We start from the raw sequence: 21,160 nt of genomic DNA, 5'->3' as shown, positions 1-21,160 counted from the left end.
GGCGGCTTCGCGCGTCCCGCACCGACAGGTCGCTCACCGCAGCTCCCCCACGTCTCGGGACCTCACCCTGCCCCCCGGCCCTCACACCTTCCCGATCCCCAACGTCGCCTCCGAGGGCAGCAGTCCGGAGGACAGCACCGCCACCCAGTAGTCGCCGAGCAGTTCGACGAGACGGTCGATGTCGGCCGGCGCGAGGGGCTGCCAGGGGTCGGCGGCGAGTCGGTCGGTGTGCTCCTCGACGCGGTGGCGCAGCGCGCGGCCCGCCTCCGTGGCCGTACCGTCGGCGTCGAGCAGGCCGCGGGCGGCCAGGCGTTCGCGGGCGGCCGTCCATTCCGCCTCGCTCCAGCCGCGGCTCTCGAAGCGCTCGACGGACGCGGCGCCTATCGCCGCGAAGGAGACGAGCGACTCGGCCGGGTCGAGGCCGGCGACGAGCAGGGCGGCGAGATGGCCGTCGCCGCGGTGCTCGCGCAGGATCGTCGCCGCCTGCCACAGCTGGAGGTGCGGGGCCTCGGGCCATTCCAGCGCGGCGTTGGCCGCGGCCAACGGGCGGCCCGCGGTGTTCGCCGCCTCCGCCACGCGCCGGGCGAGGGCGGCGGCCTCCGCCAGTTCGGGGCTGTCGACGCGGTCGCCGAATATCGCGCGGTACGCCCGGTCGATCCCGCGCAGCCGCGCGGCCAGCACCGCCTCCGGAGGCGCGACGCTCCACGCGGTGTCGGCATGCTCGGCGACCATGCGCGGGCTGAAGCTGTAGAACGCGGACGTCACGCGCCCGGCGTCCACCGCCCCCAACGGCGCCGCGCGGAAGGGGAAGTAGCTCGGCCAGCGCTCCTTGGTGTCGTAACCGAGCGCCGCCGCCTCCTCGAAGACCTCCGGCGCGTAGTACAGAACCGCGTGCAGGGGCTCCAGCAGGTGCCAGAGCTGACGCACCCGGGCCGGCTCCACGCCGCCGACGACACCGGCCCCACCCTCGTGCTGCGACATGCCACGCCTCCTCGTCGTACCGAAGTCGGCGGAAGCCTCTCGGCCGCCCACCGCACAACTTGACACTGACAAGATTGCCTCGACCGCCCGAACTTGTCAATGCCTAGATTGCGCGTACGCTGCTGTCCATGGCACCTGCGGACACCGACAGCACCAAGCCGGCCTCACGCCGCCCCTACCACCACGGCGACCTGCGGCGCGCGATCCTCACCGCCGCGCTCGACGTCATCGCCGCCGACGGGCCCGCCGCGCTGAGCCTGCGCGACCTCGCCCGCCGGGCCGGGGTCTCGCACGCGGCTCCCGCGCACCACTTCAAGGACCGCACCGGTCTGCTGACGTCGATCGCGGCCGAGGGCTTCGGACTGCTGGCCGCCACGCTCCGGGAGGCCCCGGACCTCAAGGAGGCGGGCGTGCGCTATGTGCGCTTCGCGCGCGAGCACCCCGCGCACTTCCAGGTGATGTTCACGCCGGGACTGCTGCGCGCCGACGACCTCGAACTGACCACCGCCCGCGCCCTCGCCGGCGACGCCCTGCGCACGTCCGTGTCCACGGTGGACCCCGGCGGCATCGACCCGCGCCTCGCCGGCGTCGCCGCCTGGTCCCTCGCCCACGGCTTCGCCACGCTGCTCCTCGGCCGCAACCTGGACGGGCCGGTCGGCGACAAGGACCCCGAGGAGGTGTTCCGGACCTTGACGGCGACCCTGTTCCGCTGACGGGCTCCGACGGTCCCCCACGCCCCGGCGACAGGCTCCGCGAGACCCCCGCCCCGGCGACAGGCTCCACGCGCCCCCGGGCCCTGGTGACAGGCCCCGCGCGACCCCCGCCCCGGTGACGGGCTCCGTGCGACCCTCACGCCCCGGCGACAAGCCCCGCGAGACCCCCGCCCCGGCCACAGGCTCCACGCGCCCCCGGGCCCTGGTGACAGGCTCCGCGAGACCCCACGCCCCGGCGACAAGCTCCGCGAGACCCCCGCCCCGGCGACAAGCTCCACGCGCCCCCGGGCCCCGGCGACAAGCTCCACGCGCCCCCACGCCCCGGCGACAAGCTCCGCGAGACCCCCGCCCCGGCGACAAGCTCCACGCGCCCCCGGGCCCCGGCGACAAGCTCCACGCGCCCCCACGCCCTGGTGACGGGCTCCGTGCGACCCTCACGCCCCGGCGACAGGCCCCGCGAGACCCCCGCCCCGGCACCGTACGGCTTGACCTTGACACCGGTGTCAGGGTTCGACAATCCCCGCATGACCTCCACCAAGGCCCCGGAAACCGTCATCGTGACCGGAGCGGGCACCGGCATAGGCCGCGCCACCGCCCACGCCTTCGCCGCCCGCGGCGCGCACGTCCTCGCTGTGGGCCGCCGCCCGGCACCGCTCGCCGAGACCGCGGCGTACGACGAGGCCCTCATCACGCCGCTCTCCGCCGACATCACAGCCGAGGACGGCCCGGACACGGTCGTCCGTACGGCACTCGCGCACTACGGCCGTATCGACGGCCTCGTCCACAACGCGGCGATCGTCAACGCCGAGTCCCTGCGCACGTACACGCGCGCGTCGGTCGCGCCCCAGCTCGCGACGAACCTCCTCGCGCCCGTACTGCTCACCCAGGCCGCGCTCCCCGCCCTCACCAAGAGCCGGGGTGTCGTCGTCAACGTCACGACCGCCGTCGGTCAGCGCGGCTGGCCCGGCAACTCGCTCTACGCCGCCGGGAAGGCGGCCCTCGAAGTGCTCACCCGCAGCTGGGCCGTCGAACTGGCCCCGCTCGGCATCCGGGTCGCCGCCGTCGCCCCCGGCGCGATCGAGACGCCCATCGCGGACCACTCCGGCTTCACCCCCGAGCAGCGTGCCGCCATCCGCGCGTGGCAGCTGGAGCACACTCCGCTGGGCCGGGTCGGCCGCCCCGAGGAGGTGGCCTGGGCCATCACCCAACTCGCCTCGCCGCAGGCGTCGTTCATCACGGGCGTGGTCCTTCCGGTGGACGGGGGTGCGGTCGTCGCATGAGACTCACCGGCATGACCGCCCCGACGCCCCGCCTGCGGATCGGCGAGTTCGCCCAGGCCACCGGCAGCACACCGCGCGCCCTGCGCCACTACGAGCAGGCGGGACTCATCACGTCCGTCCGCGCGGCGAACGGCTACCGGTTCTACGACGCCGGGGTCGCCGTCCGGGTCCGCAACATCCGGCACCTCCTGGACGCGGGGCTCACCCTCGACGACGTACGCGTGTTCCTGCCGTGCCTGGACGGCGATGTGACCGAGGGTCCGGCCTCCGCCCAGGCGCTGCGGGTGGCCCTGGACCGGCTGGCCGTGATGGAGGAGCGGATCGCCGCGCAGGTCGCCGTACGGGACCGGCTGGCGGGGGTGTTGGCGGAGGCGACGCGGGGGCGCATACGTCCTGTGGCGTGAGGCTCAGTGGATCGGCCGAGGGTGTCGTACCAGCCACTCCTGGAACTCGCGGTGGCGGAACTGGTAGGCGATGCCGGAGGTGCGGAGCAGGCCCGCGGTGACGCACCAGTCGAGGAAGGCGGGGAGGCGGAGGCCGAGGGCCGGGTTCGCGAGGCGGTAGATCAGGTAGCCGACCCATTCCGACATCACCCCGAGCAGCACGGCGATCATGCAGGCCCCGAACAGCACGTCGATCAGTTCGGGACCGCCGCTGATCGCGATGCCGCCCGCGATCGTGCCGGCGACGAGCGCGCTGAGGCACCACACCGCCCTGACCGGCCCACCGGGCCCGACGGCCGTGCTGTCGAACTCGGCCATGACGCACCCGACCACGATCATCAGGGCGATCCAGCCGGTGGACGCCAGGAACAGGACGGTCCACGCGTCGAACGGTCCGCCGGCCAGATCCCGCCAGGCGCCCGCGCCCACCAGCAGGAACACCGCGAGGACGCGCACCTTTCTGCGGCCGAACCGGCGCAGCCCCAGCCGCCACAGCGGACTGCCCAGCGGCGGCACCGCGATGGTGGACAGGATGCTCTCCTCGGTGGAACCGGTCTGGAGGGACCGGAGTTCGTTGAAGAGGATGAGAACACCGAGGATCAGGCCGAGGCAGTTCACCGTCGCGACTTCGACGTACACCGGCCATTGCCACAGAGCCGCCACCTGTACGGCGGTCGTCAGCACCAACCCCCCGATCACCGCCGTCCGTACCGCCGGCGCCACCCGGTCTCCCAGCCGGTGCAGCACCAGGTCCGTCTCCAGTCCCCTGGCCAGCCGGTGCAGCCGGGCGTGCACGGTCCGTTCCGGGAACCGTCCGGCCTGCTGGGGCACACGGTCCACCACCGCCGCGATGAAGCGCCCCAGCAGCAACTCGGCGACGGCATCGGCGGAGGACGCGGCCGTGCCCACCAACTCCCCCGGGTCGCCCTCCCGTTCGTAGACGATCGCCGCCAGCGCGAGCCGCCACGGGGTGGACAGCGCCGACGCGAGTACGCCCCCCGGCGCGGACCGCAACTCGTCGAGCACCGGCTCCCACAGCGCCGGCCTGCGCGCGGCGCCTCGCAGTTCGAGGAAGCGAACCGCTCGCGCGGAGTCCACCGGTTCGATCTCGATACGGGCCGCGTCGAGGATGTGGCTGCCGTCGGCCTCCAGTTCGTCGTATCGCCGGGCCCGGCAGGTCAGCACGAGCGGTGCCGGGTCGGTGCCGTCCTGGTAGCGGGCCAGCGCCTCCAGCGCCCGGCGCGCCCGGGAGTCGGCCAGGTCGACGTCGGCGGCGTCCATCTCGTCCAGTCCGTCGAGCACGGGCAGGACCATGCGCGCGTCCATGACCTTGCGGGCGGAGCGGGACGGCATGCCGAAGTCGCGTTCCAGGTGCCGCACGATCCAGTCGGTCAGGGCCTCACGGGTGTCCCAGTCGGCGAGCGCGATGAGCACGGCGACCGGTTCACGCTCACCGCGTGCCTTGTTGAGCTCCATCAGGAGCTTGCGTGCGAGCACGGTCTTGCCCGCTCCGGGCTCCCCGGTGATCACCAGCCGTCGCGGCCGGACGGCCCGGTAGTCCTCGACGACCCGTTCCAACTGCCCGGCGGGCGTGGGCGGCAGTTCGGCGGCGCGCGCGTGGGCGTAGGGCCGGAACGCGAACGTCACGTCGATGGCGGTCAGTTCACCGCCGAGGCTGTGCATCCACTGCGGCTCGCCGACCGACCGCACCTCCCGTACGAGCCGGGCGACCGCGACCGCCTCGTCCTCGCGCGCCCCGGACCGCTGCCGCCTGAGCCCCACGACGGACACGACCAGAGCGGGCGGTAGCAGGGCCACGGAGACCAGGCTGCCGCGGTCGGACACCCCGAGCGGGCCGTGCTGCCCCCACAGCACGTACACCACCACCCCGGTGACCAGCGCGCACGTCACCCCCACGACCGAGGCGGTCCTGCTCCCGCTTCCCCCGAACGCCATGCCCGACATGGTGCCGCAGAACGGCAGGTCGTGACCCCTCAACCCCTCACTTCTACGACCCCAGGATCGACGTCAGAAACTCCCCGACCCATCCCAGCAACTCCCGCCCGACCAACGGCTTTCCGCCCACCTTCGCCGTCTTCGGACGCGGCACCAGCACCTGGTGCGCCGCCGGCTTGATGACGGTCCCCGGATACAGCCGCTTGAGCCGCAGCTCCTGCGACTCCCGCAACTCCACCGGCGCGAACCGGATGTTGGTGCCCTGGAGGACGATCTCGCCGACGCCGCACGCGCGTGCCAGCATCCGCAGGCCCGCCACCAGCAGCAGGTTCTCCACCGGCTCCGGCAACTTGCCGTAGCGGTCGACGAGTTCCTCCCGTACGGCCTTGATGTCCGCCTCGGTGTTGGCCGAGGCGATGGAGCGGTAGGCCTGCAACCGGAGCCGCTCGCCGGGGGCGTAGTCGTGCGGGACGTGCGCGTCGACCGGGAGCTCGATCTTGACCTCCAGGGGCGGCTCCTCCTCGACGCCGCCCTCCAGGGACGCCCGGTAGTCCGCCACCGCCTCGCCGACCATGCGGACGTACAGGTCGAAGCCGACGCCCGCGATGTGGCCGGACTGCTCGCCGCCGAGGAGGTTGCCCGCGCCCCGGATCTCCAGGTCCTTCATCGCCACGTACATGCCCGCGCCCATCTCGGTGTGCTGGGCGATGGTGGCCAGGCGCTCGTGGGCGGTCTCCGTCAGCGGCTTCTCCGGCGGGTAGAGGAAGTACGCGTACCCGCGCTCCCGGCCTCGGCCCACCCGGCCGCGCAGCTGGTGCAGTTGGGAGAGGCCGAAGTTGTCGCCGCGCTCCACGATCAGGGTGTTGGCGTTGGAGATGTCGATGCCGGACTCGACGATCGTCGTCGACACCAGCACGTCGAACTTCTTCTCCCAGAAGTCGACGACGACCTGCTCCAGCGCCGTCTCCGACATCTGGCCGTGCGCGGTCGCGATCCGCGCCTCGGGGACGATCTCGCGCAGCCGGGCGGCCGCGCGGTCGATCGACTCGACGCGGTTGTGGATGTAGAAGACCTGGCCCTCGCGCAGCAGTTCACGGCGGATGGCCGCGCCGATCTGCTTCTCCTCGTAGGGGCCGACGAAGGTCAGGACCGGGTGGCGCTCCTCCGGGGGTGTCGTGATCGTCGACATCTCGCGGATGCCGGTGACCGCCATCTCCAGGGTCCTGGGGATCGGGGTCGCGGACATCGTCAGGACGTCGACGTTCGCGCGGAGCTTCTTCAGCTGCTCCTTGTGCTCGACGCCGAAGCGCTGCTCCTCGTCGACGATGACCAGGCCGAGGTCCTTGAACTTGGTCTCGGAGGAGAACAGGCGGTGGGTTCCGATGACGACGTCCACCGCGCCCTCACGCAGGCCCTCCAGGACCGCCTTCGCCTCGGTGTCGGTCTGGAAGCGGCTCAACGCCCGGACATTGACCGGGAATTGCGAGTAGCGCTCGGAGAAGGTGCCGAAGTGCTGCTGCACCAGCAACGTCGTCGGCACGAGGACCGCGACCTGCTTGCCGTCCTGCACGGCCTTGAACGCGGCCCGTACCGCGATCTCCGTCTTGCCGTAGCCGACGTCGCCGCAGATCAGGCGGTCCATGGGGACCGACTTCTCCATGTCCTCCTTGACCTCGGCGATAGTGGTCAGCTGGTCGGGGGTCTCCGCGTACGGGAAGGCGTCCTCCAGCTCGCGCTGCCAGGGGGTGTCCGGGCCGAAGGTGTGGCCGGGGGCCGCCATGCGCGCGCTGTAGAGCTTGATCAGGTCGGCCGCGATCTCCTTGACGGCCTTCTTCGCGCGCGCCTTGGTCTTCGTCCAGTCGGCGCCGCCCAGGCGGTGCAGGGTGGGGGCCTCGCCGCCGACGTACTTGGTGATCTGCTCCAGCTGGTCGGTGGGGATGTAGAGGCGGTCGCCGGGCTGGCCGCGCTTGGCGGGGGCGTACTCGACGACGAGGTACTCGCGCGTGGCGCTCTGCACGGTGCGCTGGACCATCTCGATGTAGCGGCCCACGCCGTGCTGCTCGTGGACGATGTAGTCGCCCGCCTCCAGGCTGAGCGGGTCGATCGTCTTGCGGCGCCGGGCCGGCATCCGGGCGCCGTCCTTGCCGGCCGCCTTCTGGCCGGTCAGGTCGGTCTCGGTGAGGACGGCGAGCCGCAACGCGGGGTCGATGAAGCCGTAGTCGATCGAGCCGCACGCCACATGCACGACGGACGGGGAGATCTCTCCCAGTTCGGCGTCGAGGCGGGCCGCGATGCCCTCGCCGCCGAGGACCTCGACGGTGCGGGCCGCGGGGCCGTGGGCCTCGGTCACGAAGACCGTGCGCCAGCCGTCGGCGAGCCAGCCCTTGGTGTCGGCGAGCGCCTTCGCGGTGTCGCCGCGGTAGGTCTCGGGCGCGTGTATGCCGAGCTGGAGGGTGTCCGCCTCCAGCTCCAGGTCCGCGGCGAACGGCGACACCGACCACCACATCATGTCCAGCTCGCGCGCCCGGTCCCGGACGTCCGCGATGGACCACAGGGAGGCCGCGCCGACGTCGATGGGTGCCTCGCCGCCGCCCGCGGTGGCCGCCCAGGACGCCTGGAGGAACTCCTGCGAGGTCGCCACCAGGTCGGCGCCGCGCGTGCGGACCCGCTCCGGGTCGCACACGACGGCCATGGCGCCCTTCGGCAGGACGTCGATCAGCAGCTCCATGTCGTCGACGAGGACCGGGGCGAGGGACTCCATGCCCTCCACCGCGATGCCCTCGGCGATCTTGCCGAGCAGCTCACCGAGCTCGGGGTGCTCCACGGCGAGGGCGGCGGCACGCGCGCGTACCTCGTCGGTGAGCAGCAGTTCGCGGCAGGGCGGCGCCCACAGGCCGTGCTCGGCGATCTCCAGGGAGCGCTGGTCGGCGACCTTGAAGTAGCGGATCTCCTCGACGTCGTCGCCCCAGAACTCGATGCGGAGGGGGTGCTCCTCGGTGGGCGGGAAGACATCCAGGATGCCGCCGCGTACGGCGAACTCGCCGCGCTTCTCCACGAGCTCAACGCGCGCGTAGGCGGCGGCCGCGAGGGACTCGACGATCGTGTTGAGGTCGGCGTTCTGGCCGGTCCGCAGCGCCACCGGCTCCAGGTCGCCGAGGCCCTTGACCTGCGGCTGGAGCACGGACCGTACGGGCGCCACGACGACCGACACGGGGCCCGTGTCGGGGTCGTCCGGGCGCGGGTGGGCCAGCCGGCGCAGGACGGCGAGGCGGCGGCCCACGGTGTCGCTGCGCGGGCTGAGGCGCTCGTGCGGGAGGGTCTCCCAGGAGGGGTACTCGACGACGCCCTCGGAGGGCAGCAGCGAGCGCAGGGCCGCCGCCAGGTCCTCCGCCTCGCGGCCGGTCGCCGTCACCGCCAGCACCGGGCGGCCGGCCTGGCGGGCCAGCGCGGCGATCGCGAAGGGCCGGGCGGCCGGGGGGCCTACCAGGTCGACGTGCATGCGGTTGCCGTCCGCGGCCGCGGTGATCGCTTCCGCTAGGGCGGTGTCCTTGACTACGGCGTCGAGCAGACCGTGCAGGCTCATGGAGGGGGCGCTTCCGTCCTGGGTGTGGGCAACACGAACGTGGCTGGGCATCACGAGGGGCCCGACGCGGTGACCGGCCGGGGGGTCTCCAGCGTACGTCGGTGCGAGCGGCGCTGCCGGGGGCTGTGGATAACGCCGGTTCTCCCCACGAACCGAAAAGCGACGGGCCCGGCGCCGAGAAGTCCCCCGTGACTTCTCGGCGCCGGGCCCTTGCTCCCCCGTGGGCGGTGGCCACTCGGCCCCCCCCTCGGGCTGTGGCCACTCGGTCCTCCGCGGACTGTGGCTACTCGGTGGCGATCGCGTTCAGGACGTTCATCCGCCCCGCCCGGAAGGCCGGGACCAGGGCCGCGAACAGCCCCACGAAGGCCGATCCGACGAAGACGCCGATGATCGTCGGCCACGGGATGTCGAGGACGTTCAGGCCCTCCAGTGCGAGCAGCTTCTGCGCCGTGGCTCCCCAGCCCATCCCGAGCCCGAGGCCCAGCAGGGCGCCGAAGAGGGCGATGACGACCGACTCCATGCGGATCATCCGGCGCAGCTGCCGCCGCGAGAGGCCGATGGCCCGCATCAGGCCGATCTCCCGGGTCCGCTCGACCACGGACAGCGCCAGGGTGTTCACGACACCGAGGACCGCCACGATGATCGCCAGGGCGAGCAGGCCGTAGACCATGTTGAGGAGCTGGCCGATCTGGTCCTTCAGCTCCTGCTTGTAGTCGGTCTGGTCGCGCACCTGGTACTGCGGGTACTCGTCCAGCGCCTTCTTCAGGGCGGCGTAGGCCTGCTTCTCCTGGCCGTCCTTGGCCTTGGCGAACATGATCGTGTTCGGCGGGACCTGGTCGGCGGGGACGTACCGCTTCATCGTCTCGATGGAGAGGTAGCGCGCCCCCTGGTCGAGCGCCGAGTCGTCGTCGGTGATGGCCGCGACCTTGAGCTTCGCCGTGTCGCCGCCCTTGAAGGCGACGCTGATGGTGTCGCCGACGTGGACGCCGTGGTCCTTGGCGTAGTCGGAGCCGACGGACATGGAGTCCTTGCCGTAGGCGGCGCTCAGGGTGCCCGCGGTCGTCGCGCGGCGCAGGTCCTGGGCGTACGACGGGTCGGCCGCCGTCACCTGGGAGTCGTCCTTCTTGCCGTCGGGCGAGGTCAGGACCGCCTCGACCTCCTTGTAGGAGGTCACGTGGGCCATGCCCGGGGTCTGCTCCATGGCCTTCTGGGCCTGCGGGACGATCCGCTGGTTGCCCTGGACGATGAAGTCCGCGCCGACCGACTTGTCGAGCTCGCTGGTGGCCGAGGCGACCATGGAGGAGCCGACGACGGACAGACAGGCGACCAGCGCCAGGCCGATCATGAGGGCCGCGCCCGTGGCACCCGTACGACGGGGGTTGCGCAGGGCGTTGCGCTCGGCCATGCGGCCGACGGGACCGAAGGCCCGCAGGATCACCGCGCTGATGACCCGGACGACACCGCCGGCCAGCAGCGGGCCGATGATGACGAAGCCGATCAGGGAGAGGACTACGCCCCCGGCCAGCAGCAGCGAGCCGTCCTTGGCGGTGTCGGAGGTGGCGGCGGCGTAGAGGGCGTAACCGCCCGCACCCGTCAGGACCAGCCCGATCAGGGCGCGCACCCAGCCGGCCTTGCCGTCGGCCGGGGTGCCGGCATCGCGCAGGGCGGCCATCGGGGAGACCTTGCCGGCCCGGCGGGCGGGCAGATAGGCGGCGAGGACGGTGACGACGACGCCCAGGACCAGGCCGGCCACCGGGGTGGAGGCCTTGATGGTGAGGTCGTCGGTGGAGAGGTTCATGCCGGCCATCGACATGAGCTTCATCAGGCCGATCGCGATGCCGACACCGGCGCCGACGCCGAGGATCGAGCCGACGAAGCCGAGCAGCAGTGCCTCGACCAGCACGGACCGGTTGACCTGCTTGCGGGAGGAGCCGATCGCCCGCATGAGGCCGATCTCGCGGGTGCGCTGGGCGACCAGCATGGAGAAAGTGTTGATGATCAGGAAGATGCCGACCAGGAACGCGATCCCGGCGAAGCCGAGCATGGCGTACTTGATGACGTTCATGAACTGGCCGACGTCTTCTCGGTTCTCGTCGGCGTTCTCCTTGGCCGTCTGGATCTTGTAGGAGCCGTCCAGGGCCTGCGTGACGTTCTGCTTGAGCTGGGTGTCGCTGACGCCGGCCGCGGCGGTGGCATAGACCTGGGTGAAGCGGCCCTCGGCGCCGAGGAGTTCACGCTGGGAGGTGGCGGTGTCGAAGTAGACGATCGCCGCACCCGGGTTGGTGACCTTGAAGGTGGCGATGCCGACGATCTTCGCCTTGAAGTCACCGACGACGGAGATGGTGCGCAGTTCGTCACCGATCTTCAGGTGGTGCTTGTCGGCGGTGTCGGCGTCGACCATGGTCTCGGTCGGCCCGCGCGGGGCGTGCCCGGAGGTGATCTCCATGGAACGCAGGTCGCTCTTGGTCCAGTTGCCCGCGATGGTGGGCGCACCGTTGGACGACCCCATGTTCTTGTTCTCGTCGTTGACGACGGTCACGTTCATCGAACTGACCGCGCCCTCGACGGACTTCACGCCGTCCGCCTTCGCGACCTGCTGGACCGTGGACGCCGGCAGGGAGGCGGGCTTGCCGTTCTGCGGGGTGTCGTCGCTCTTGGCCCCCTTCGCGGAGACCGTGACGTCGGAGGCGGTGGTGGCGAAGAGCTTGTCGAACGTCGTGTTCATGGTGTCGGTGAACACGAGCGTGCCGCACACGAACGCCACCGACAGGAGCACCGCCACGGCGGAGAGGGCCATGCGCCCCTTGTGCGCGAAGAAGTTGCGCATCGAGGTCTTCATGACGGTCATGACGTACGCCCCCGGGCGTCGAAGTCCTTCATGCGGTCCAGGACGGCTTCCGCGGTCGGCTTGTACATCTCGTCGACGATCCGGCCGTCGGCGAGGTACAGCACACGGTCGGCGTAGGAGGCGGCGACCGGGTCGTGGGTGACCATGACGATGGTCTGGCCGAGTTCGTCCACGGAACGCCGCAGGAAGCCCAGCACCTCGGCGCCCGCGCGCGAGTCGAGGTTTCCGGTCGGCTCGTCACCGAAGATGATCTCCGGCCGGGCCGCCAGCGCCCGGGCCACGGCGACGCGCTGCTGCTGGCCGCCGGAGAGCTGGTTGGGCCGGTGCTTGAGCCGCGAGGACAGCCCGACGGTGTCCACGACCCGCGCCAGCCACTGCTTGTCGGGTTTGCGGCCCGCGATGTCCATGGGCAGCGTGATGTTCTCGAGCGCACTGAGTGTGGGCAGGAGATTGAACGCCTGGAAGATGAATCCGATCCGGTCCCGGCGCAGCTGCGTGAGCTTCTTGTCCTTCAGCCCGGTGATCTCGGTGTCGTCCAGGTAGATCTGGCCGCTGCTGACGGTGTCGAGCCCGGCGAGGCAGTGCATGAGCGTGGACTTGCCGGACCCCGAGGGGCCCATGATCGCGGTGAACTGACCGCGTGCGATGTCCACGTCCACATGGTCGAGGGCGACGACACGGGTCTCGCCGGACCCGTACGCCTTCACGACCTGCCGCGCCCGCGCGGCAACGGCCGTAGTCCCTCCAGTGCCCCCGTGCCTGGTGATGGTCACAGCCGATGTCACGGTATGTCTCCTATATCCGTCAGCGGATGAATCACGTGTGCTGCTGAGTCCTGCATGCGTTCTTGGCTACGTCGATGAGTCTGCTGCTCACCGGGGGTCCGGCGCGCTGGTGCCCAGCGCAGTCTTTTCCTGGGGAAAACCCCACCCCCGGACCTGCGGTCCGCCACCCCGAGCCCCTCCTGAGCGGCGTAAAGCCAGGTTAAGGACGGGGCAGGGACCGTCTCGTCCTCCAGCGGGACGAACCCTCCCCGAGCCGTAGTACGGAGAGACCCCTAGGGGCAGTCCACCCCCGGGTGGAGCCGATCTAGGGGTCCGCTCCACCCTTCAGCGGGCTCAGCCTGCACCCTGCCGCGACGTGAGGGTCAAGTGAGAGGGTGTGGGGCGGCAGATAGATGCAAGGGGAAAGGATTCCGGTGAGCGAGGGGGAGCAGGGGGAGCTGGGGGAGCTGGGGGCCACGGAGACACAGCCCGCCACGGACGCGAACCCGCCCGGCGCGCACCGGCGCGGAGCCGTCGTGGCCGCGCTGATGCTCGCGATGGCGCTGGCCGCGCTCGACGCCACGATCGTCTCGACGGCCGTCCCGCAGATCGTCGGCGACCTCGGCGGCTTCTCCGTCTTCTCATGGCTGTTCTCGGGCTATCTGCTGGCCGTGACGGTGACGCTCCCGGTCTACGGCAAGCTGTCCGACACCTTCGGCCGCAAGCCGGTGCTGGTCGCGGGCGCGGCGCTGTTCCTGCTCGGCTCCCTGCTCTGCGCGCTCGCCTGGAACATGGGCGCGCTCATCGCGTTCCGCGTGGTGCAGGGCCTGGGCGGCGGCGCGCTCCAGGGCACCGTGCAGACACTCGCCGCCGACCTGTACCCCCTGAAGGAGCGGCCCAAGATCCAGTCGAAGCTCTCCACGGTGTGGGCCGTCTCGGCGGTGGCCGGCCCCGGAGTGGGCGGCGTCCTCGCGGCGTACGCGGACTGGCGCTGGATCTTCCTGGTGAACCTGCCGATCGGCGCGGTCGCGCTGTGGCTGATCGTGCGCCACCTGCACGAGCCGGAACGCGCCTCCGGCGCACGCCCGCGCATCGACTGGGCGGGCGCGCTCGCCGTGTTCGCGTGCGGGGGCGTGCTGTTGACGGCGCTGGTGCAGGGCGGAGTGGCCTGGCCGTGGCTGTCGGCACCCTCACTGGGCCTGTTCGGTACGGGTCTCGCGCTGGTGGCGGTCGTGGTGGCCGTGGAGCGCCGGGCGGCCGAGCCGATCATCCCGGGGTGGGTGTGGCGGCGCCGTACGATCGCCGCGGTGAACCTGGCGCTGGGCGCGCTCGGGCTGCTGATGGTGGCGCCGACGGTGTTCCTGCCGACGTACGCCCAGTCGGTGCTGGGCCTGGGGCCGGTGGCCGCCGGATTCGTGCTGTCCGTATGGACGTTGAGCTGGCCGGTGTCGGCCGCGCTGAGCCAGCACGTGTACCGGCGGATCGGCTTCCGCAACACCGCGATGCTCGGCATCGGCACGGCAGCGCTGGTGCTGCTCGCGTTCCCCTTCCTGCCGTATCCGGGCGCGGCCTGGCAGCCGACGCTGCTGATGCTGGTCCTCGGCGCCGCTCTGGGGCTGTTCCAACTCCCCCTGATCGTCGGGGTGCAGTCGACGGTGGGCTGGTCGGAGCGCGGTACGACGACGGCCTCGGTCCTCTTCTGCCGGCAGACCGGGCAGACGCTCGGCGCGGCGCTCTTCGGGGCGGTGGCCAACGGGGTGCTGGCCGCCCGGCTCGGCGGGGCGAGCGATCTCGACTCCGTCACGCGCGCGTTGGACGCCGGTACGGCCCCCGAGTCGACCCGGCGGGCCATCGCGGACGCGGTCCACGCCGTGTACCTGGGGGCGTCGTGCGCGGCGGCGCTGGCGTTCCTGGTGCTGCTGCTCCTCGCGCCACGGAAATTCCCGGTGCTCTCCGACTGAGTCTGCGTAGGGTGCCGGACGTGGCTGGACGGGAGCTGGGACCGAGTCTGCGAAAGGTGCCTGACATGGCTGGAGCGGAGCTGGGGCTGAGACTGGAGCGGCTGCGGGCGGATCACGCGGCGGCGCTGCTCGCGTTCGAGCGGGAGAACCGGGAGTACTTCACCCGGTCGATCTCGGACCGCGGGGACGCCTACTTCGCCGACTTCGCCGAGGTGCACCGCGCGCGGCTGGCCGAACAGGACGCCGGAATCTGCCACTTCCACGTGGTGCTGGACGCCTCCGGGGAGATCGTCGGACGCGTGAACCTGATCGACGTCGAGGACGGCTGCGCCGAACTGGGCTACCGCGTGGGAGAACGCGCGGCCGGTCGCGGGGTGGCGACGCAGGCGGTGGCGCAGGTGTGCCGGACGGCGGGGACGTCGTACGGACTCACCTCTCTGATCGCGCGCACCACCCTCGACAACCTGGCCTCCCGCGCGGTCCTCGCACGCAACGCCTTCACCCCCGTAGGGGAGTGCGTCATCGGCACCCGCCCCGGCGCGCGCTACCAGCGCGCACGCCTCACACCCTGACTAGCCGAGCGCCTTCGCGCCCCGTTTAGGTACCCCGCGCGCCCACGCCCCCTCACGCGGCCTTCCCGGCGACCGCCTCCTTCCTCATCAGGTCCAGGAGGCTCGGGGTGCCCTCAGTGGTGCGTACGTCCACGAACTCCCCCACCTGGCCCCGCTCTTCGACGGCCTGTCGCACCAGCTCGCAGGCGAGGTCGACGCGCGCGGTGTAGCGCCCCGCGAGCCGTGACGTACCGGTCCCGTAGTCGCTCACCCGCTCCCCGTCGAAGAGCCCGCCCGGCCGCAGGACCGTCCAGTCCAGGCCGCTCTGGCGCACGATCTCCTCCATGCGCCGCATGTCCTCGTACACCGTGCGCCCCATGAACCGCATGAGCGAGGGTTCCAGCACCCTGCGGAACAGGAAGTTCTCCCCGGGCGCGGGCGTGCCGAAGAGCACCGTCGAGGTGACGGCGACGAGCCGTAGTACGCCGTGCTCGTGCATGGCCTCGGTGATGTGCGTGATGCCGCCGGAGTACACGGTCACCGGGTCGCGGGTGTACGGCACTCCGAGCGCCGAGATCACCGCGTGCTGTCCGGCGACGGCGGCGCTCACCGCGGCGGCGTCGTGGACGTCCGCCCCCACCACGCGCGCGCCCGGCACCGGGAACGCGTCGGGGCGGCGGGTGACGGCGGTGACGGTGTGTCCGGCCGCGGCGGCCCGGGCCACCACGAGGCGCCCGGTCGGGCCGTTCGCGCCGAAGACGACGATGTTCACGGGGGTCCCCTCTCGTGAGCGGATGCCTTGAGAGACGACCCTCAAGGCGTGTGTGCCAACAAGAGAGCGACGTACCGGGCGATGTGACGCCGGAAGGCGCCGATGAGACATGGGTGACACTTTCCGCCCGGACGTCACATTCAAAAACCTGAGTTAATCCGGGTAACACCCGAGGTCAGCGAAGTAAGCGCGTACCGACCAATCAGTTTGCCGAAAAGCTCGCCCCTCCGGCTACCTACGAGTAACGTGCGTGGCTCCCCCGCACCCCACCCCCCAACTCCCTGCATCCGCACCACACAGGACCCGAGCCGCGCAAGGAGCCACCGGGATGTCCTACGACCCGTACTCGTCCCCGCCCCCGACCCCACCCCCGACCCACCCGCTGTATTCCGCGCACCCCACGCACCCCACGTACCCCTGGCAGCCGCCCGTCGACCGTGAACCGGAGGCAGCCCGCCGCCGGCCGCGCCGCCCCGCCCTGGGGCACCACAGCGATCTGCGCGTCCTGCGCGGCGCCTACCGCCGCCAGCGGCGGGTCGCCACCCTCACCGCGCTCGGCTACTTCACCCTCTTCCTCGTCCTGTCCGCCTTCGCGCCCTCCTTGATGACGAGCACGGTCATGGCGGGGCTGCCCACCGGCCTGCTGCTCGCCCTGCTCCAACTCCCCGTCACCTGGCTGGCGATCGCGCTCTACGAGCACACCGCGCGCGTGTACGTCGACCCGATCGCCGACCGCATCCGCAAGCAGGCCGCGGTGGACGCCAAGCGGGAGGCCGCACGATGACCGGATTCAGTGATTCCGCGCAGGCGATGTCGCTGGTGGCGTTCTCGGCGGTGGCCACGGTCACGCTGCTGCTGTGCGTGATGACCGGCCCCGACCGCGACGACCTCGACGAGTTCTACACCGGCTACGGCTCCCTGTCCCCCATGCGCAACGGCCTCGCCATCGCCGGGGACTACATCTCCGCCGCGACCGTCCTCGGCACCGGCGGCGTCATCGCGCTGTGCGGCTACGACGGGGTCGTCCTCGCCCTCAGCACCGCCCTGTCGCTGGTGCTGCTGATGTTCCTGCTGGCCGAACCCCTGCGCAACGCGGGCCGGTTCACCATGGGCGACGCGCTCACCCGCCGGATGCCCGGGCGCGCGGTGCGGATCGCCGCGTGCGCGGTGACGCTGGCCGCGCTGGTGCCGCTGATGCTGGTGCAGCTCGCGGGCACGGGCCAGCTGCTGGCGTTCATCCTCGGCTTCTCCTCGGGCTCCCTGAAGACAGGCTGCATCATCGGACTGGGTGTGCTGATGATCAGTTACGCGGCGATCGGCGGGATGAAGGGCACCGCCCTCATCCAGATCCTGAAGATGGTGATGCTGCTGGGCTCCGGCGGCGTGGTCGCCGTACTGATCCTCCAGCGCTTCGACTGGGACCCCGGCGCGCTGTTCGACGCGGCGGCCGGGCAGAGCGGCGTCGGAACGGCGTTCCTGCACTCCGGGCTTCAGTTCGCGGGCGGGCCCGAACCCCGCCTCGACATGATCGTCTCGCAGCTCACGGTGGTCGTCGGCGGAGCCTGTCTCCCGCACATCACCATGCGCATGTACACCGCCGGCAGCGCCCGCCAGGTCCGCCGTTCGATGTCCTGGGCGGTGTCCTCGGTGGTGCTGTTCGTCGTCGTCATCACGGTCGTCGGCTTCGGCGCCACGGCCCTCATCGGCCGGGCCGTCATCGCGCAGGCCGACCCGCAGGGCAACACGGCCTATCTGCTGGGCTCCCGGGCGGCGTTCGGCGCGGAGGTCTCGACCGCCGAGACCCTGCTGTTCACGACGGTCACCACCGCGATCTTCCTCACCCTGCTGGCCTCGGTCGCCGGCATGATCCTCGCCTGCGCCAACTCCCTGGCCCACGACGTGTTCGCGGGGCGCGGCCGGGAGATCTCGGCCCGCCGCGAGATGACCGTGGCACGCGTCTCCGCGCTCGCCGTGGGCCTTCCGGCGATCCTGCTGGCGACCCTGGTCCAGCACCGCAGCCTCCAGCCCCTGGTGACGCTGTCGTTCTGCCTCGGCGCCTCCGCCATCGCCCCGGCCCTCGTCTACAGCCTCTTCTGGCGCCGCTACACCCGAACAGGCCTGCTCTGCACGCTGATCGGCGGCTCGCTGGTGGTCCTGCTGCTGATGCCGGGCACGAACCTCGTCTCGGGGTCACCCGTCTCGGCGTTCCCGGAGAGCGACTTCAACTGGTTCCCCTTCACCACGACCGGCCTCGTCTCCATCCCGGCCGGCTTCGCCCTCGGCTGGCTCGGCACGGTGCTCTCCGAACGCCGCGGGTCCGACGAGCAGCGACGCCAGTACGAGGCCGTGGAGGGGTGGATTCTGGCGGGGGCGGTGCGGAGAGGGGAGTAAAGGCCAGGGATGTCACAGGGCCGGTCGCTGTCTCGTCCAGAGGGTGCAGAGCATCCTCGATCTGGGAGTGGACGATGAACCTCGGACTGTGGATCGCCGCCGGCCTGGTCCTGCCCGCGGCCGTCGGCGTCGCACCGGTCCTGGTGCCGGTGACCGCCGTCTGCTGGACCCCGCTGATGATCGGCGCGATGATCACTCACGGCCGGCGCGGCGAGACCGGGTTCGTACCGCTGAACCTCGTCCACCTCGCGCTCGCCGTGATCGTCGCGTGGGGGCGCTTCGGTCCCGAGTCGTTCATGAACTGACCGGCGACGGCGGAGGGGGCCCCGCGCGCGACGGAAGCCAGGGCCGGGGAGCGAGGGAGGAGCCGACACATGGGCAGGACCGAGGAGTTCGAGGAGCTGCGGCCCCTGCTGTTCTCCCTCGCCTACCGCATGCTGGGCAGCGTCGGCGAGGCCGAGGACGCGGTCCAGGAGACCTGGCTGCGCTACGCCGCCTCCCCGGTCGAGCCCCGGTCGGTCAAGGCCTTCCTCTCCACCACGGTGACCCGGATCGCGATCGACGTACTGCGCTCGGCCCGCGTCCGACGGGAGGCGTACGTCGGCCCGTGGTTCCCCGAGCCCCTGCTCGACGACCCCTACGAGGACCCGGAACGCTCGGCGGAACTGGCCGACTCCGTGTCCATGGCGGCCCTCCTGCTGCTCGAACGCCTCTCCCCGCTGGAACGGGCCGTCTTCGTGCTGCGCGAGGTCTTCGACTTCGGCTTCCCCGAGGTCGCGTCGGCCGTGGGGCGCTCGGAGTCGGCGTGCCGTCAGCTCGTCGTACGGGCCCGGCGCCACATGGCCGAGGGCCGGCCCCGCTTCCCGGCGGACCGCGAGGAGTGCGCGGAACTCGCCGCCCGCTTCGTCGACGCCTTCCGCGCGGGCGACGTCACCGCGCTGCGGGACCTGCTCGCCGCCGACGTGGCCCTGGTCGGCGACGGCGGCGGCAAGGCCCCCCAGCTCGCCAGGGCCGTCGCCGGCGCCGACCACGTGGCCCGCGTCCTCGCCTCCCTCGTGCACCTCCACGCGCGCGTGGACGTCACGACCGAGCCCTGCGAACTGAACGGCCAGCCGGGCGCCGTCTCCCGCGACCGGGACGGCAAGGTGCTCCACACCTGGACGCTGGACGTCCTCGACGGACGCGTCCAGACCATCCGCACGATCCTCAACCCCGACAAACTCACCCACCTGGGCCCGGTGGCGGACGCCTGGGCGCTCACGCGGGAGGTACGGCGGGGGCGGGGCGCGGAGGAGTGATCCGGGCGCCGACGCGTCAGGTGGCTCCACTACTCCGCCGGTGCCCGGCCCGTCAGTGTGGTCAGGCTGTTGCGTACGAGGTCCATGTGGGCGCGTACGTCGTCCCAGCGCTCCCCGTGCTCGCGCAGCACCCGTTCCGTCTCGCGCGCGATGCGGTCCTCGCGCAGCCGCGCCTCGGCGAGGAGCTCCGCCGCCCGCGCCCGCGCCTCCTCCTGGCGTCCGCGCGTAGCGGCCTCCGCGTCGGCGAACGCCTGCTTCGCCTCGGACAGCGCGGCCTCCGCGCGGGCGACCTGCTCGGCATGGCGGGCGTCCAGCGCGGCGGCGCGCTCGACCTCCGCGCGCTCGGCCTCGGCCCAGCGCTCGGCGTGCTCCCTGGCCTGCTCGGCGAGCATGCCGGCGGTGCGCTGCCGTACCTCGCGCAACGCCTCCAGCGCCTCTGTGCGCCCCTCTTTCACTTCGCGCCGGGCGGCGATACGGATCTCGTCGGCCTCGGCGCGCGCCACGAGCAGGCGCTGCCGGGCGCGCTCGTCCGCCTCGGCGCGTACGGCATCGGCGTGCGCCTGAGCCGCGTCGCGCACGCCGTTCGCGCGCGCCCGCGCCTCCTCCACAAGGTGCTGCGCCTCCTGCCGCGCGCCGTCGCGCAGGGCCGCCGCCTCCTCCTGCCCCAGCTGGAAGATCCGGCGCGCACGCTCCCCGAGCGTCTCGTACGTCTGCGGAGCGAGCCGTACGACCCTCTCGCGCAACGCCTCCAGCTCCGCCTCCATCTCCTTGGCGAGCACGGTGAGACGGGCGGCACGCTCCCAGGAGGCGTCACGGTCCTGCGAGAGCGCCGCGGCGTACGCGTCGACCTGTCCGGGACGGTAGCCACGCCCCCGTACGACCGCGAAGCCGTGGGACGAGACAGGTGTGCCGCTCATCCTGGAACCCCTCTCCATCAAAGAGATGCAAAATGATGATTTCGCGCACATCTTGATGTATCAGGGAGAACAGTGCATAACGCGACACTCCGCGCACAGGTCACGGCCTTCCCCCAGCCTCAGCCCCAGCTGGTGCCCGCCGGCTCCTTGATGGTGGTGTTGATGCGGTTGAACAGGTTCGTCAGCGAGACGACGAGGATCAGCCCGGACAGCTCCTTCTCGTCGAAGTGGTCGGCCACCTCGTCCCACAGCTCGTCCGGCACCGACTCGTGCGAACGGTCCGCGAGCCGCGTCATCACCTCGGTCAACTGGAGCGCGGCCCGCTCGGCGTCACTGTAGAAGGGGGCCTCGCGCCATCCGACGACGCTCGCGATCCGCTCCTCGCTCGTCCCCGCCTTGCGCAGATTGTTCACGTGCCCGTACACGCACGCGCCGCACCCGTTGATCTGACTCGCCCTCAACCCCACGATCTCCGCCAGCTCCTGCGACAGACCGCTCTCGCCGACCGCCTGGAAGATCGTCCCGATCCCCTTCAGCGCACCGGGGAGCACATACGCGGGGTTCGTCATCCGAGCCTTCATGTCCTGCCTCCTGAGACAAGTGGTGAGCTGCCGCCCACTGCTGTGGGCCGCGTTCACTGCACTGACGGAGCGGACCGGGAAGGTGTGACAGGACGGCGAAGGATTTCTTCGAAGTACTCGA

The 21,160-nt window shown here is 71.7% G+C and carries 17 protein-coding genes; 9 read left to right on the top strand and 8 right to left on the bottom strand.

The genetic code is table 11. The features are described from left to right. Positions 1-81 precede the first annotated feature (81 nt). A complete protein-coding gene (locus OG866_RS25870; protein WP_329338232.1) occupies positions 82-981 on the bottom strand; it encodes an SCO6745 family protein in 900 nt (299 codons plus the stop codon). A gap of 128 nt (positions 982-1,109) precedes the next feature. On the opposite strand from OG866_RS25870, the gene OG866_RS25865 reads away from it, so the two are divergent. The 3 genes from OG866_RS25865 to OG866_RS25855 all read left to right on the top strand — a co-directional run bounded on the left by OG866_RS25865 (position 1,110) and on the right by OG866_RS25855 (position 3,378). Then, a complete protein-coding gene (locus tag OG866_RS25865; RefSeq protein ID WP_329338230.1) occupies positions 1,110-1,694 on the top strand; it encodes a TetR/AcrR family transcriptional regulator in 585 nt (194 codons plus the stop codon). Between the two features lie 524 nt (positions 1,695-2,218). Further along, on the top strand, positions 2,219-2,974 hold the full coding sequence (locus tag OG866_RS25860) for an SDR family NAD(P)-dependent oxidoreductase (protein WP_329338228.1): 756 nt from the start codon (positions 2,219-2,221) through the stop codon (positions 2,972-2,974). Positions 2,975-3,006: 32 nt separating this feature from the next. Then, on the top strand, positions 3,007-3,378 hold the full coding sequence (locus OG866_RS25855) for a MerR family transcriptional regulator (protein ID WP_329344301.1): 372 nt from the start codon (positions 3,007-3,009) through the stop codon (positions 3,376-3,378). Positions 3,379-3,381: 3 nt separating this feature from the next. Here OG866_RS25855 and OG866_RS25850 read toward each other — a convergent pair whose 3' ends face one another. From OG866_RS25850 to OG866_RS25835, 4 genes are all read right to left on the bottom strand, one after another. Beyond that, the gene (locus OG866_RS25850; protein WP_329338226.1) at positions 3,382-5,373 is read right to left on the bottom strand and encodes an NACHT domain-containing protein; all 1,992 of its coding nucleotides are present in this window, start codon (positions 5,371-5,373) and stop codon (positions 3,382-3,384) included. Positions 5,374-5,425: 52 nt separating this feature from the next. After that, positions 5,426-8,956: a transcription-repair coupling factor gene (mfd, locus tag OG866_RS25845; RefSeq protein ID WP_329338225.1), complete on the bottom strand. Its 3,531-nt coding sequence runs from the start codon at positions 8,954-8,956 to the stop codon at positions 5,426-5,428. Between the two features lie 283 nt (positions 8,957-9,239). Further along, the gene (locus OG866_RS25840) at positions 9,240-11,804 is read right to left on the bottom strand and encodes an ABC transporter permease (RefSeq protein ID WP_329338224.1); all 2,565 of its coding nucleotides are present in this window, start codon (positions 11,802-11,804) and stop codon (positions 9,240-9,242) included. Next, positions 11,801-12,589 carry an ABC transporter ATP-binding protein gene (locus OG866_RS25835; protein ID WP_329338223.1) on the bottom strand — a complete coding sequence of 263 codons (789 nt, stop codon included), beginning with the start codon at positions 12,587-12,589 and terminating at the stop codon, positions 11,801-11,803. The genes OG866_RS25840 and OG866_RS25835 overlap by 4 nt, the downstream gene beginning before the upstream one ends. A 446-nt stretch (positions 12,590-13,035) precedes the next feature. Here OG866_RS25835 and OG866_RS25830 point away from each other — a divergent pair, with 446 nt between their 5' ends. Both OG866_RS25830 and OG866_RS25825 read left to right on the top strand, forming a co-directional pair. Next, positions 13,036-14,529, top strand: coding sequence for an MFS transporter (locus tag OG866_RS25830; protein WP_329344298.1), 1,494 nt, complete (start codon positions 13,036-13,038; stop codon positions 14,527-14,529). A 65-nt stretch (positions 14,530-14,594) separates the two neighbouring features. After that, positions 14,595-15,101, top strand: a complete 507-nt coding sequence (locus OG866_RS25825; protein ID WP_329338222.1) for a GNAT family N-acetyltransferase — start codon at positions 14,595-14,597, stop codon at positions 15,099-15,101. Between the two features lie 52 nt (positions 15,102-15,153). Here the strand turns inward: OG866_RS25825 and OG866_RS25820 are convergent, their stop codons facing one another. Beyond that, positions 15,154-15,852: an NAD(P)-dependent oxidoreductase gene (locus OG866_RS25820; RefSeq protein ID WP_329338221.1), complete on the bottom strand. Its 699-nt coding sequence runs from the start codon at positions 15,850-15,852 to the stop codon at positions 15,154-15,156. A gap of 328 nt (positions 15,853-16,180) precedes the next feature. Between OG866_RS25820 and OG866_RS25815 the strand changes: the two genes are divergently transcribed. The 4 genes from OG866_RS25815 to OG866_RS25800 all read left to right on the top strand — a co-directional run bounded on the left by OG866_RS25815 (position 16,181) and on the right by OG866_RS25800 (position 19,541). Continuing rightward, complete coding sequence (locus OG866_RS25815) at positions 16,181-16,636, top strand: DUF485 domain-containing protein (RefSeq protein ID WP_329338220.1); 456 nt, start codon at positions 16,181-16,183, stop codon at positions 16,634-16,636. Continuing rightward, complete coding sequence (locus tag OG866_RS25810) at positions 16,633-18,243, top strand: sodium/solute symporter (protein ID WP_329338217.1); 1,611 nt, start codon at positions 16,633-16,635, stop codon at positions 18,241-18,243. Before OG866_RS25815 ends, OG866_RS25810 begins: the two co-directional genes overlap by 4 nt. Before the next feature lie 74 nt (positions 18,244-18,317). Next, a complete protein-coding gene (locus OG866_RS25805) occupies positions 18,318-18,548 on the top strand; it encodes a DoxX family protein (RefSeq protein WP_329338216.1) in 231 nt (76 codons plus the stop codon). 69 nt (positions 18,549-18,617) lie between these two features. After that, on the top strand, positions 18,618-19,541 hold the full coding sequence (locus OG866_RS25800) for an RNA polymerase sigma-70 factor (protein WP_329338214.1): 924 nt from the start codon (positions 18,618-18,620) through the stop codon (positions 19,539-19,541). Between the two features lie 29 nt (positions 19,542-19,570). Here OG866_RS25800 and OG866_RS25795 read toward each other — a convergent pair whose 3' ends face one another. After that, positions 19,571-20,458, bottom strand: coding sequence for a cellulose-binding protein (locus OG866_RS25795; protein WP_329338212.1), 888 nt, complete (start codon positions 20,456-20,458; stop codon positions 19,571-19,573). 119 nt (positions 20,459-20,577) lie between these two features. Then, a complete protein-coding gene (locus OG866_RS25790; RefSeq protein ID WP_329338211.1) occupies positions 20,578-21,039 on the bottom strand; it encodes a carboxymuconolactone decarboxylase family protein in 462 nt (153 codons plus the stop codon). Between the last annotated feature and the right edge of the window lie 121 nt (positions 21,040-21,160).

Origin of the sequence: Streptomyces sp. NBC_00663, assembly GCF_036226885.1 — a bacterium.
GTDB lineage: Bacteria > Actinomycetota > Actinomycetes > Streptomycetales > Streptomycetaceae > Streptomyces.
This window is presented reverse-complemented; position numbering and strand designations above follow the sequence as displayed.